Here is a 12,876-nt window from a genome sequence, read left to right on the forward strand (position 1 = left end):
CGAGAAGCCATAATGAGTGTGATGTTTGATCCCGAAACCGCAATCTATCCCTTCCCGCCGAAGCCCGCTCCGCTAAGCAGGGATGAAAAACAGTTCTATCGTGAGAAAATCAAGCGCCTGCTTAAAGAGCGTGATGCGGTGATGGTGGCGCATTACTACACCGACCCGGAAATTCAGCAGCTGGCGGAAGAGACGGGCGGCTGTATCTCAGATTCCCTGGAAATGGCGCGTTTCGGTGCAAAACATCCTGCCTCCACGCTGCTGGTTGCAGGTGTGCGCTTCATGGGCGAAACGGCAAAAATTCTCAGCCCGGAAAAAACCATACTGATGCCGACGCTGAATGCCGAATGCTCCCTTGATCTCGGTTGCCCGATTGATGAGTTCACCGCCTTCTGTGATGCCCACCCTGATCGTACCGTGGTGGTCTATGCCAACACGTCTGCGGCGGTGAAAGCCCGGGCAGACTGGGTAGTGACCTCTAGTATCGCCGTTGAGCTGATTGAGCATCTGGACAGCCTGGGGGAGAAAATCATCTGGGCGCCCGATCGTCACCTGGGAAACTATGTACAAAAACAAACCGGTGCGGATGTGCTGTGCTGGCAGGGCGCCTGTATCGTTCACGACGAGTTTAAGACCCAGGCCCTGACGCGCATGAGAGGATTATACCCGGACGCCGCGATTCTGGTGCACCCGGAATCCCCGCAGTCCATCGTCGACATGGCGGATGCCGTCGGGTCAACCAGCCAGCTCATTCATGCTGCGAAAACCCTGTCACACAAGCAGCTCATTGTGGCGACCGATCGCGGTATCTTCTACAAGATGCAGCAGGCCGTGCCGGAAAAAACGTTGCTCGAAGCGCCGACCGCCGGAGAAGGGGCGACCTGCCGAAGCTGCGCGCATTGCCCGTGGATGGCGATGAATGGGCTCAAAGCGATTGCGGAGGGGCTGGAAAACGGTGGCGCAGCGCATGAGATCCACGTGGATGCCGCTCTGCGTGAAGGCGCGTTAATTCCACTTAACCGTATGCTGGATTTTGCGGCTACACTACGTACTTAACTTATTACGCCCCGGAGAAAAAATGGATTTTTTTAGCACACAGAACATCCTGGTTCATATCCCGATTGGTGCGGGCGGCTATGACCTGTCGTGGATTGAAGCGGTGGGTACGCTGGCCGGTTTACTCTGTATCTGGCTGGCCAGCCTTGAGAAGATCAGCAACTATGCGTTCGGGCTGATAAACGTCACGCTGTTTGCGATCATCTTTTTCCAGATCCAGCTCTACGCCAGCCTGCTTCTACAGCTGTTCTTCTTCGCAGCCAATATCTATGGCTGGTACGCCTGGTCTCGGCAAAACAGTCAGCAGGAGGCGGAACTGCAAATCCGCTGGCTGCCGTTGCCAAAAGCCATCACCTGGTTCGCGGCCTGCGTGGTAGCTATCGGCTTTATGACCGTCTTTATTGATCCGGTATTTGCCTTCCTGACGCGCGTGGCGGTCTCGGTCATGTCGGGTCTGGGATTAAACGTGACGATGCCTGAGCTTCAGCCGGATGCCTTCCCGTTCTGGGATTCCTGCATGATGGTACTGTCGATTGCCGCAATGATCCTGATGACCCGTAAATACGTTGAGAACTGGCTGCTGTGGGTGGTCATCAACGTCATTAGCGTGGTGATTTTTTCCCGCCAGGGTGTTTATGCCATGTCGCTGGAGTACATGCTGCTGACGGTCATTGCCCTGAACGGCAGTCGCATGTGGATTAACAGCGCGCGTGAGCGTGGCTCGCGCGCGCTTTCCCGTTAATGGTGATGGGCGTGTGAGTGGCCGGACTGCGCCTCGTTCAGGTGACAGTCTGGCCCGTTACATGGCTGATACTCCATCTGGATGGTGGTGTGCGCAATTTCGTAGTGATGCTCAAGGAAGTGCCGAATACGTTCAAGCAACGCATCGTGATCGTGGGGCGGAATAACCTGAACGTGCAGCGTCATAAGCGGTTTCTCACCCACCAGCCAGACGTGAACGTGGTGAACGTTACGGACTTCAGGAATGGAACGACACAGATTGCGTTTTAGCTCGCCAATATCCAGCGACGTGGGAGCGCCTTCCAGCAGCTCATTGACGCTCTCTTTCAACAACCGCCAGGCACTGCGTAATACAAGGCACGATACCAGCACGGAAAGAATCGGGTCGATAGGGGTCCAGCCCGTGCCCATAATGATCAGCGCGGCTACGATGGCACCTACGGAACCCAGCAGATCGCCCAGCACATGAAGCGCCGCGGCCCGTACGTTCAGATTTTTTTCACTGCTGCCGCGGTGCAATATCCAGAACGCCAGAATATTGGCGACCAACCCGGCAATGGCGATAACCATCATTGTCGTCCCGGCTATCGGTTGTGGATGCCGAAAGCGCTGAAAAGCCTCCCAGACGATAAGAATAGTAATGACCACCAGTGCAATCGCATTCACAAAGGCGGCAAGCGTGGTCAGTCTGAGCCAGCCAAAGGTGTGGCGGGTATTGGGAGGGCGACGGGCAAACTGCACGGCCAGCAGAGCAAACAGGAGCGCGGCAGCGTCGGTCAGCATATGCCCGGCATCGGCCAGCAGCGCCAGCGATCCGGATATCAGCCCGCCTATTACCTCAATTATCATAAAGGTGGCAGTGACGCCAAAAGCCAGCAGAAGCGGTTTGGCATTTTCATCGCCAGTGGAGTGGGAATGGGAGTGGGAGTGCGCCATGGTATCGTTCCTGATTTATTATTATTTTTAGTTTAGCGTTTTTAAGAGCTTAAATAAAAAAGGAGAGCATTCGCTCTCCCTGTTTTACCTTACGGAAGGTTACTGGGTAGTACCGTCCGTTTTGGTATTGGCATCGCTGCCTACTTTGTCATTCGGGTCCGGGCATTTCCCGTCTTTACACACAGAGTTTTTATGAACCTCGTCGGTGGTCATACCCTCATGGTTCATCGTGCCTGTGCTCGTCCCGCCGGTGTTGGTATTGCCCGTGTTGATATTACTGTTATCAACATTGTTTGGCGCAATATTCTGTTTTGCATCCGGCGCAACCTGGCCCGCTTCGGCAGCGGCATTAGCGTCGCCGTTGCTGCCGGATGAGCCTGCGTCAGCAGCCAGTACGCTACCGCTTGCCAGAGTAAGGGTTGCCGTCAGGAAAAGCGTAGTCAGTTTCGTCATTTTCATCATGGTGCTCCTGTTCTTATCGTTACGCTGGATAACATTCTCCAACAGTGCATCTTGTTCAGTGGCGAAAGATCCCAGTTTCCTGATTTATGTCAGGATGGAATCGCGTATAAATATTTAAAAACAGTCGTTACAAGTAAAAAGCTTAGGCCAGATCTCATTTTTCGCTATTTTGTTGTGTATTTTAGGCGAATTCCAGGAATTATCTGCGCGAAGTGTAAAAGCCCGTTTACACTTCGTGGCCGACAAGTTAGATTGAAAGGATTGCTTTCATTATTAAAGATATGGCAGAGCCGGAAAGAAGATGAATTATCAGAACGACGATTTACGCATTAAAGAGATCAATGAGTTATTACCTCCCGTAGCGCTCCTTGAAAAATTCCCCGCCACCGAAAATGCCGCCAACACGGTGTCTCATGCCCGCAAGGCGATCCACAAGATCCTGAAAGGTAGCGACGATCGTCTTCTGGTGGTCATTGGGCCGTGCTCCATTCACGATCCTGCTGCGGCCAAAGAGTATGCGTCCCGTCTGCTCGCCCTGCGTGAAGAGCTGAAAGGCGAACTGGAAATCGTGATGCGCGTTTATTTCGAAAAACCGCGTACCACCGTGGGCTGGAAAGGGTTGATCAACGATCCGCATATGGACAACAGTTTCCAGATCAACGACGGCCTGCGCATTGCGCGTAAGCTGCTGCTGGAGATCAACGACAGCGGGCTGCCTGCTGCCGGAGAATTCCTCGATATGATCACCCCGCAGTATCTGGCTGACCTGATGAGCTGGGGCGCTATTGGCGCGCGTACGACGGAATCTCAGGTTCACCGTGAGCTGGCGTCTGGCCTGTCATGCCCGGTGGGGTTCAAAAATGGCACTGATGGCACCATTAAAGTCGCTATTGACGCCATTAATGCGGCTGGCGCGCCGCACTGCTTCCTGTCGGTGACCAAGTGGGGCCACTCCGCTATCGTGAATACCAGCGGTAATGGCGATTGCCATATCATACTGCGCGGCGGTAAAGAGCCTAACTACAGTGCTAAACACGTAGCGGAGGTAAAAGCAGGGCTGGAGAAAGCGGGTCTGGCACCGCAGGTGATGATCGATTTCAGCCATGCCAACTCCAGCAAACAGTTTAAAAAGCAGATGGAAGTCGGCGCAGATGTGTGTCAGCAAATCGCCAGCGGTGAACGCGCAGTGATTGGGGTGATGATTGAGAGCCATCTGGTGGAAGGCAACCAGAACCTGGAGGGCAGCGAGCCGCTGGTCTACGGTAAGAGCGTGACGGATGCCTGCATTGGCTGGGACGATACCGATGCGATCCTGCGTCAGTTGGCGGATGCGGTTAAAGCGCGTCGCGGCTAAGTTTGTCCCGGGCAATAAAAAAGCGTGGATTGCTCCACGCTTTTTTTATGTCCGGCGAATATTACTTCGCTTTACCCTGGTTCGCCACGGCCGCCGCTTTTGCAGCGATTTCGTCGGCGTTACCCAGGTAGTAATGTTTAACTGGCTTGAAGTTTTCGTCGAACTCGTACACCAGCGGCACGCCGGTAGGGATATTCAGCTCGAGGATTTCATCTTCACCCATGTTGTCCAGGTATTTCACCAGCGCACGCAGGGAGTTACCGTGAGCAGCGATAATGACGCGCTCGCCGCTTTTCAGGCGTGGCAGAATGGTTTCGTTCCAGTAAGGCACAACGCGGTCGATGGTCAGCGCCAGGCTTTCGGTCTGCGGCAGTTCAGCCTCAGTCAGCTTCGCGTAACGCGGATCGTGGCCCGGGTAGCGCTCGTCATCTTTGCTCAGCTCTGGAGGCGTGACCGCAAAACCACGACGCCACTGCTTAACCTGCTCGTCACCGTATTTTTCTGCGGTTTCCGCTTTGTTCAGACCTTGCAGCGCACCGTAGTGACGCTCGTTCAGTTTCCAGGATTTCTCAACCGGCAGCCAGGCCTGATCCAGCTCGTCCAGAACGTTCCACAGGGTATGGATGGCACGTTTCAGCACAGAGGTGTAAGCAAAGTCAAAGGTGAAGCCTTCTTCTTTCAGCAGTTTACCTGCCGCTTTTGCTTCGCTCACGCCTTTCTCGGACAGATCAACGTCATACCAACCGGTGAAGCGGTTTTCGTTGTTCCACTGGCTTTCGCCGTGGCGCACCAGGACAAGCTTAGTATTAGCCATTTCTTACTCCTCAAGCATTTTGAATGATAACAATTCTCATTATATTGCCGTGACTGTGCCAGCAGCAACGCTTAACCCTAACCATAGCGAAAATAGTTCGAGAGTGTAAGATGCATGTGAATCCAGGGTTATGATTTTGTCTGCGATCGCCGCTATTTTCAGCAAGGCGGAGATAAAAAAGCCCTCGCGATGAGGGCCAGTCTTTTATGCCGGATGGCGCTTCGCTTATCAGGCCTATATTCGTAGGCCCGTGCGCCGCCGGACATTAAGCGCGCGGAATGAAATGATACTCGGTGACGCTAACGTACTCTTCACCCGGACGTAGCACGCAGTCCGGCTGCGGCCATTCAGGATGGTTAGGCGTGTCCGGAAGGAACTCGCTCTCCAGCGCCAGTCCTTGCCAGGCGCCGTAGGCGTCATGTTCACGCGCCGTGGTACCCTCCAGATAGTTACCGGAGTAGAACTGTAGGGCGGGGGCGGTGGTGTAGACCGTCATCTGTAACTTCTCATCAGCAGACCAGACCTGTGCGGCAGGTTGAGAAAGATCGCCTTTTGCCTGCAACAGGAACGCGTGGTCGTAGCCTTTCACCTTGCGCTGATCGTCATCACTCAGGAAATCCTGAGCAATGGTTTTCGGCTGACGGAAATCAAAGCTATTTCCGCTTACCGGTTTCAGCCCCTGATAAGGGATACCCATCTCATCGACCGGCAGATACTCATCCGCCAGGATCTGGAGTTTGTGGCTGCGGACATCGGTCTGATTACCGTCAAGGTTGAAATAGGCGTGGTTAGTCAGATTGACCGGGCACGGCTTATCGACGGTCGCGCGGTACTCAATGGCGATGCGATTATCTTCGGTCAGGGTGAAGCGCGCAGTTGCGGTGAGATTGCCCGGGAAGCCCTGGTCTCCATCGAGGGAGTCCAGAGAGAACCAGACCTCACCGTCATTTTGCTGCACAATCTTCCAGCGACGTTTATCAAACCCTTCCGGGCCGCCGTGTAGCTGATTTTCGCCCTGGCTGGCAAGCAGGGAATACGTTACGCCGTCCAGCGTAAACTGGCTTCTGGCGATGCGGTTAGCGTAGCGGCCTATGGATGCGCCCAGAAAAGCGGTCTGCTCGATATACTGCTCCGGCGATGCGCAGCCAAGCAGGGTTTCGCGCACGCTGCCGTCAGGCATCGGTACGCGGGCAGAAAGTAACGTTGCGCCCCAGTCCATCAGCGTAACCACCATCCCGGCACTGTTGCGCAGGGTTAACAGGCGATACGGCAGACCATCCGGTGCGAGTGTTGGTGTTTCGTTTAGCACTGTCCGGCTCCTTGTGATGCTTTGCAGACATAGAAAGTTTCTTTGATGCCCGTTTTGGCTTCGTACTGTTTAGCCACCGCGTCCTGAATGGCAGGGACCAGCTCTTCCGGCACCAGGGCGACGACGCACCCGCCAAATCCGCCGCCGGTCATACGCACGCCGCCTTTGTCGCCAATCGTGGCTTTCACAATTTCAACCAGGGTGTCGATTTGCGGCACGGTGATTTCGAAATCGTCACGCATGGAGGCATGCGATTCGGCCATCAGCTCGCCCATCCGCTTCAGGTCACCTTTTGCCAGCGCGGAGGCGGCTTCTACGGTACGGGCATTTTCCGTCAGTATATGACGCACGCGCTTCGTGACAACCGGGTCCAGCTCGTGGGCAACCTTGTTAAATTCATCAAGTGAGACATCACGCAGGGCTGGCTGCTGGAAGAAGCGCGCGCCGGTTTCGCACTGTTCGCGACGGGTGTTGTACTCGCTGCCCACCAGGGTGCGTTTGAAGTTGCTGTTGATGATCACCACAGCCGCCCCTTTAGGCAGTGGAACCGCTTTGGTCCCGAGGGAGCGGCAGTCAATCAGCAAAGCGTGTTCTTTATTGCCCAGCGCGGAAATCAGCTGATCCATAATGCCGCAGTTGCAGCCTACGAACTGGTTTTCCGCTTCCTGACCGTTGAGGGCGATTTGCGCCCCGTCCAGCGGCAGATGATAAAGCTGCTGGAACACGGTGCCGACCGCCACTTCCAGCGATGCGGAAGAGCTTAATCCCGCCCCCTGCGGCACGTTGCCGCTGATCACCAGATCGGCCCCGCCGAAATTCTTGTTACGCTTTTGCAGGTGCTTCACCACGCCGCGAACATAGTTCGACCACTGCTGGCTGTCGTGGGTCACGATCGGCGCATCGAGGGAAAATTCGTCAATTTCGTTGCCGTAATCCGCGGCGATCACTCGCACATGACGATCGTCGCGTTTCGCGCAGCTGATCACCGTCTGGTAGTCGATGGCACACGGCAGGACAAAACCGTCGTTATAGTCGGTGTGCTCGCCAATCAGATTAACGCGGCCAGGCGCCTGGATAACGTGGGTGGCAGGGTAGCCAAATTTCTCAGCAAACAGGGATTGTGTTTTATCTTTCAGACTCATTTTTTAGACTCCTGATTCGCGGTAATGGACGTCGCTAACGGCACGCAGACGTTCTGCCGCCTGTTCCGCCGTCAGGTCGCGCTGGGTTTCCGCCAGCATTTCATAGCCCACCATGAATTTACGTACCGTCGCAGAACGCAGCAGCGGCGGGTAGAAGTGTGCATGTAACTGCCAGTGTTGATTCTCTTCGCCGTTAAACGGCGCGCCGTGCCAGCCCATGGAGTAGGGGAAGGAGCACTGGAAGAGGTTGTCGTAGCGGCTGGTCAATTTTTTCAGCGCCAGCGCAAGGTCGTCTCGCTGGGCGTCGCTGAGTTCGGTAATGCGCTGAACATGGGCTTTAGGCAGCAGCAGCGTCTCAAACGGCCACGCCGCCCAGTAAGGGACCACCGCAAGCCAGTGCTCGGTTTCCACCACGGTACGGCTGCCATCCGCCAGCTCACGCTGGGTGTAATCCACCAGCATCGGCGAACCGTTCTGGGCGAAATATGCTTTTTGCAGTCGGTCCTCACGCTCGGCTTCATTTGGCAGGAAGCTGTTCGCCCAGATCTGACCGTGCGGATGCGGGTTGGAGCAGCCCATCGCCGCGCCTTTGTTTTCGAACACCTGCACCCAGGGATAGCTCTGCCCCAGCTCTGCGGTTTGCGCCTGCCAGGTGCTGACCACCTCTTTCAGCGCCTCCACGTTCAGCTCCGGCAGCGTTTTGCTGTGATCGGGCGAGAAGCAGATCACGCGGCTGGTGCCGCGGGCGCTTTCGCAGCGCATCAGCGGGTCATGGCTTTCCGGCGCGTCTGGCGTATCGGTCATCAGCGCGGCAAAGTCGTTAGTAAACACGAAGGTGCCTTGGTAGTCCGGGTTTTTATCGCCCGTCACGCGCGTATTGCCCGGGCAGAGGAAACAGTCCGGATCATGCTGCGGCAGCGTCTGTTTGGCAGGCGTCTCTTGCGCCCCCTGCCAGGGGCGCTTGGCGCGATGCGGTGAAACTAAAATCCATTGCCCGCTGAGCGGGTTAAAACGACGATGCGGGTGATCGACGGGATTGAATTGCGTCATGACAAATCCTTAATCTGGATAGCCTTGCGGATGGCGCGACTGCCAGTGCCAGGTATCCTGTGCCATTTCATCAAGCGTGCGGGTGACACGCCAGTTAAGCTCTTTATCCGCTTTGGTGGCATCGGCCCAGTAAGCCGGGAGGTCGCCATCCCGGCGGGGAGCGAAGTGATACTTCACCGGCTTGCCGCAGGCTTTACTGAAGGCATTCACCACGTCCAGCACGCTGCTGCCGATCCCGGCGCCGAGGTTGTAAATATGCACGCCCGGTTTATCAGCCAGCTGCTGCATCGCCGCCACGTGGCCGTCGGCCAGATCCATGACGTGAATGTAATCGCGCACGCCGGTGCCATCTTCGGTGGGATAATCGTTACCAAAAATCGCCAGGGAATCGCGGCGCCCTACGGCAACCTGCGCGATATACGGCATCAGGTTGTTAGGAATGCCCTGCGGATCTTCGCCCATATCACCTGACGGATGCGCGCCGACCGGGTTGAAGTAGCGCAGCAAGGCGATGCTCCACTCAGGCTGGGCTTTTTGCAGGTCGGCCAGGATCTGCTCTACCATCAGCTTGCTTTTGCCATACGGGCTTTGCGGCGTACCGGTCGGGAAGCTTTCAACGTAAGGGATTTTTGGCTGATCGCCGTAGACGGTGGCGGAGGAGCTGAAGATAAAATTTTTAACGTTGGCCGCACGCATGGCGGAGATCAGACGCAGGGTACCGTTGACGTTGTTGTCATAGTACTCAAGCGGTTTTGCCACCGATTCGCCAACCGCTTTCAGGCCAGCGAAGTGGATAACGGTTTCAATCGCGTGATCGTGAAGGATTTCAGTCATCAACGCTTCATTGCGGATGTCGCCTTCCACGAAAGTCGGCTGTTTACCCGAAAGACGTTCAATGACCGGCAGCACGCTGCGCTTACTGTTGCACAGGTTATCAAGAATGACGACATCGTGGCCGCTTTGCAGCAGTTGCACACAGGTATGACTTCCTATGTAACCGCTACCACCTGTTACCAGAACTCGCATATTTCGCTCCATTAGGCTTATGGTATGAATTAACCATAGCATATCAGAGACGCGAAAAGTGTGACATGGGATAAAATAGTGGTATCGTTTACACTGGTTTTCACACGCGCTTTTTCACAGACTGAGTGCATTGTAGATCAAAGAGATAGAGATGTATTGTTGCAGGTTGTCTGAAAAGCGGAGGGCAGCGCCCTCCACGCGTTAATCGATTTTGCTCAGCAGGTAGCGGTATTGCTCGCGGTCAGGGACAAATTCCAGCCGATGGGTGATGCAGGACGGGGCATCCTCAGCATGGTGAGACACAAACAGCAGCTGGGTTTCACCTTCGCTAATCAGGACATCCACAAAGCGGCGGATCAACTGACGGTTGAGCGGATCCAGCCCCTGCAACGGTTCATCCAGAATCAGCAGCGTAGGATGCTTGACCAGCGCGCGGACGATCAATGCCAGCCGCTGCTGCCCCCACGACAGGCTGTGGAATGGCGCATCGGCGACCCGGTTATCCATACCCAGAATATCCAGCCACTGCTGCGCCAGCTTGTGCTGCTTGTCGGATACCGCCTGATAAATACCAATGGAGTCGAAGAAGCCAGAGAGGATCACATTTCGCACCGTGGTGCTCACCCGGTAGTCCAGGTGCAGGCTGCTGCTGACATAGCCGATGTGCTTTTTGATATCCCAGATGGTTTCCCCGCTGCCGCGGCGACGGCCGAACAGGGTGAGATCGTTGCTGTATCCCTGCGGGTGATCCCCGGTGATCAGGCTCAGCAGCGTGGATTTACCCGCTCCGTTGGGGCCGACGATCTGCCAGTGCTCACCAGGATTAACCGTCCAGCTGAGGTGATTAAGAATAGGGCGATCGTCGTAAGCAACCAGCCCATCGCGCAGCACAATGCGCGGCTGGTCAGGGTCCAGCCCGTGGCGTGCTGAAGGCGCATCCGGCTCCGGCAGGGCAATACCGTCCAGTTTCTCGCTGTGCGCCAGCTGCGCAATCAGCGCCTGCCGAAGCAGTACGGCTTTCTCGCCGGTTTCGGTCAGGCTACAGTCCGCCAGCACGCCCGCATACTGTACGAAATCCGGGATCTCATCAAAGCGGTTAAGAACCAGCACAAGCGTGTATCCCTGCTGGTTAAGCGACGCCAGCAACGCTGCCAGCTGCGCGCGGGACTGCACATCCAGTCCGTCAAACGGTTCATCCAGGATCAGGAGTTCCGGCTCGCTCATCAGCGCCTGACACAGCAGCGTTTTGCGCGTTTCACCGGTTGAAAGGTATTTAAAGCGGCGATTAAGCAGGGCGGTAATGCCAAATTGCTCCGCCAGCTGCTGACAGCGGGCAGGATCTTTTATCTCATCCTGGATAATTTCCGCCGTCGTGCGGCCGGTATCCTCTTCGCCGGGGCTGAGCAAATCGGTATTGTTACGCTGCCACTCATCGCTGACCAGCTTTTGCAGCTGTTCGAAGGAAAGGCGCGTCAGCCGGGTAAAGGTGCACCGACGTTCACCCTTCAGTTGGGTTAATTCGCCTGCCAGAGCGCGGGCCAGCGCGGATTTTCCGCTGCCATTCGTGCCCACAAACGCCCAGCTTTCTCCGGCGCGAAGGGTTAACTCTGGCAGCGATAAGGTACGGGTATCACTAAGACGAAACGTGCCTTGCGAAATATGCAATGATGACATGTGTTATCCCATTTTTTGCAGCAACAGATGTCAGGGATACTCAGTGTAAGCAGGGTTGTCAATGCGCTTAGCACAATGTGGCGATAATTACCCTGTCTGCATTGAAATATGCGGTCACCACAGCACCTTCGTCTAATTCGGTCGCGTCGTTCACCGGAACGGTGGCGCAGAGCAACTGTCCATCCGGCAGGGTCATCAGCACTTCACATTGTTCTGCGCCGCGCTCGATGTGGCTGATACGCCCGCGTAGCTGGTTGTCGGCCTCTGCGGCCTGCTCAGGGTTGAGTGCGATGCTGATCCAGGGCGCTTTGAGTAATACCAGCACCTCCTGACCTTCGTTCAGCCCAAGGCGTTGACCACTTTGCGCGGTGATGGCGGCTTTCAGACGCGTCGTACCGTCCGCGAGCAGGATCTCTATATGCTCCTGCACCTGCGAATGATCGCGCCCCGTCACCGTACCAAACCACTGGTTGCGGGCGCTGGTCTGCAAAGAGAAACGGGAGATGGCGCCCAGCAGGCTGTCCAGCGGCAGGTTGTCGTCATCGCTCAGCACATCAAATGCTTTTTGCTGGATCTGCGCCAGTAAATCGTAGAGCTGGATCAGACGTTGCCCGTAACGCGTCAACACGGCGCCGCCGCCGCCTTTCCCGCCGGTGGCGCGCTCAACCAGCGTGTGTTCGCTCAGGGTGTTCATGTCGTTAATCGCATCCCAGGCGCTTTTATAGCTGATACCGGCGTTTTTGGCGCCCTGGCTAATCGAGCCAGTTTGTTCTATTTGTTTTAACAGGGCGATGCGTCGCGGATCGGCGAAAAGCTTCTGCTGAAGTCGTAGGGTGAGGAGAATTTCGGCCTGCATAACAGTGTCCCGGTAAAAAGGCTATTGTGACCCAAATGCCCGGGGGCGGAAAGCGCACCGCACAAAAGGGGATGTTTTTCTTACTTTTCAGGGTAGAATAAGCCGTTCACAAGATCTGGAGAAAACCATGTTAGAGTTGTTGAAAAGTCTGGTATTCGCGGTAATCATGGTGCCAGTAGTGATGGCTATCATCCTCGGTGCCATCTACGGCCTGGGTGAAGTGTTCAACGTCTTTTCGAACATTGGTCATCGTCGTGACCAGCCTAAAAAGCAGCAATGATTTCCTCCAAAACGCCCGGCCAGCCCGGGCGTTTTGCTCTCAAGTTTATTCCTTTCCCGCCGATATCTTTTACAACGTTCCTTGAGTTTACGCATTAATGGGTACGATTTAGCGCTAGGAACGCCTGCGATATGTCGTTATATTTATTTGTATATAACGACACGCACAGGAGCTTC

At 55.5% G+C, this 12,876-nt stretch carries 13 protein-coding genes; 4 read left to right on the forward strand and 9 right to left on the reverse strand.

Translation table 11 applies throughout. The features are described from left to right. The first annotated feature begins 12 nt into the window (after positions 1-12). Both nadA and pnuC read left to right on the forward strand, forming a co-directional pair. Complete coding sequence (nadA, locus tag ACQG0T_RS06600; RefSeq protein WP_017384960.1) at positions 13-1,056, forward strand: quinolinate synthase NadA; 1,044 nt, start codon at positions 13-15, stop codon at positions 1,054-1,056. A gap of 22 nt (positions 1,057-1,078) precedes the next feature. After that, positions 1,079-1,798, forward strand: coding sequence for a nicotinamide riboside transporter PnuC (pnuC, locus tag ACQG0T_RS06605; protein ID WP_271040605.1), 720 nt, complete (start codon positions 1,079-1,081; stop codon positions 1,796-1,798). Here the strand turns inward: pnuC and zitB are convergent. Together zitB and ACQG0T_RS06615 are read right to left on the reverse strand one after the other, a co-directional pair. Further along, on the reverse strand, positions 1,795-2,733 hold the full coding sequence (gene zitB, locus ACQG0T_RS06610) for a CDF family zinc transporter ZitB (RefSeq protein ID WP_271040606.1): 939 nt from the start codon (positions 2,731-2,733) through the stop codon (positions 1,795-1,797). The two genes, pnuC and zitB, sit on opposite strands and share 4 nt — an antisense overlap. Before the next feature lie 99 nt (positions 2,734-2,832). Continuing rightward, positions 2,833-3,192, reverse strand: a complete 360-nt coding sequence (locus ACQG0T_RS06615; RefSeq protein ID WP_017384957.1) for a protein YbgS — start codon at positions 3,190-3,192, stop codon at positions 2,833-2,835. Between the two features lie 304 nt (positions 3,193-3,496). On the opposite strand from ACQG0T_RS06615, the gene aroG reads away from it, so the two are divergent. Beyond that, entirely contained in the window at positions 3,497-4,549 is a 1,053-nt protein-coding gene (gene aroG, locus ACQG0T_RS06620; RefSeq protein WP_003858564.1) for a 3-deoxy-7-phosphoheptulonate synthase AroG, read from the forward strand. A 61-nt stretch (positions 4,550-4,610) separates the two neighbouring features. Here the strand turns inward: aroG and gpmA are convergent, their stop codons facing one another. From gpmA to modE, 7 genes are all read right to left on the reverse strand, one after another. After that, on the reverse strand, positions 4,611-5,363 hold the full coding sequence (gpmA, locus tag ACQG0T_RS06625; RefSeq protein WP_006809557.1) for a 2,3-diphosphoglycerate-dependent phosphoglycerate mutase: 753 nt from the start codon (positions 5,361-5,363) through the stop codon (positions 4,611-4,613). A gap of 265 nt (positions 5,364-5,628) precedes the next feature. After that, positions 5,629-6,672 (reverse strand): galactose-1-epimerase, encoded by a 1,044-nt coding sequence (gene galM, locus ACQG0T_RS06630; RefSeq protein WP_045328178.1) that lies wholly within the window; start codon positions 6,670-6,672, stop codon positions 5,629-5,631. Then, positions 6,666-7,814: a galactokinase gene (gene galK / locus ACQG0T_RS06635; RefSeq protein WP_048220262.1), complete on the reverse strand. Its 1,149-nt coding sequence runs from the start codon at positions 7,812-7,814 to the stop codon at positions 6,666-6,668. Before galK ends, galM begins: the two co-directional genes overlap by 7 nt. 3 nt (positions 7,815-7,817) lie before the next feature. Continuing rightward, positions 7,818-8,864, reverse strand: a complete 1,047-nt coding sequence (galT, locus tag ACQG0T_RS06640; protein ID WP_048220261.1) for a galactose-1-phosphate uridylyltransferase — start codon at positions 8,862-8,864, stop codon at positions 7,818-7,820. A 9-nt stretch (positions 8,865-8,873) separates the two neighbouring features. Then, complete coding sequence (galE, locus tag ACQG0T_RS06645) at positions 8,874-9,890, reverse strand: UDP-glucose 4-epimerase GalE (RefSeq protein WP_048220260.1); 1,017 nt, start codon at positions 9,888-9,890, stop codon at positions 8,874-8,876. A 201-nt stretch (positions 9,891-10,091) separates the two neighbouring features. Next, entirely contained in the window at positions 10,092-11,564 is a 1,473-nt protein-coding gene (modF, locus tag ACQG0T_RS06650; RefSeq protein WP_271040607.1) for a molybdate ABC transporter ATP-binding protein ModF, read from the reverse strand. Positions 11,565-11,631: 67 nt separating this feature from the next. After that, entirely contained in the window at positions 11,632-12,420 is a 789-nt protein-coding gene (modE, locus tag ACQG0T_RS06655; RefSeq protein WP_015571099.1) for a molybdenum-dependent transcriptional regulator, read from the reverse strand. Positions 12,421-12,547: 127 nt separating this feature from the next. Between modE and ACQG0T_RS06660 the strand changes: the two genes are divergently transcribed. Next, complete coding sequence (locus tag ACQG0T_RS06660) at positions 12,548-12,700, forward strand: AcrZ family multidrug efflux pump-associated protein (protein ID WP_003858549.1); 153 nt, start codon at positions 12,548-12,550, stop codon at positions 12,698-12,700. Positions 12,701-12,876 lie beyond the last annotated feature (176 nt).

This window comes from Enterobacter cloacae complex sp. 302F9 (assembly GCF_050030335.1).
Classification (GTDB): Bacteria; Pseudomonadota; Gammaproteobacteria; order Enterobacterales; family Enterobacteriaceae; genus Enterobacter; species Enterobacter hormaechei_C.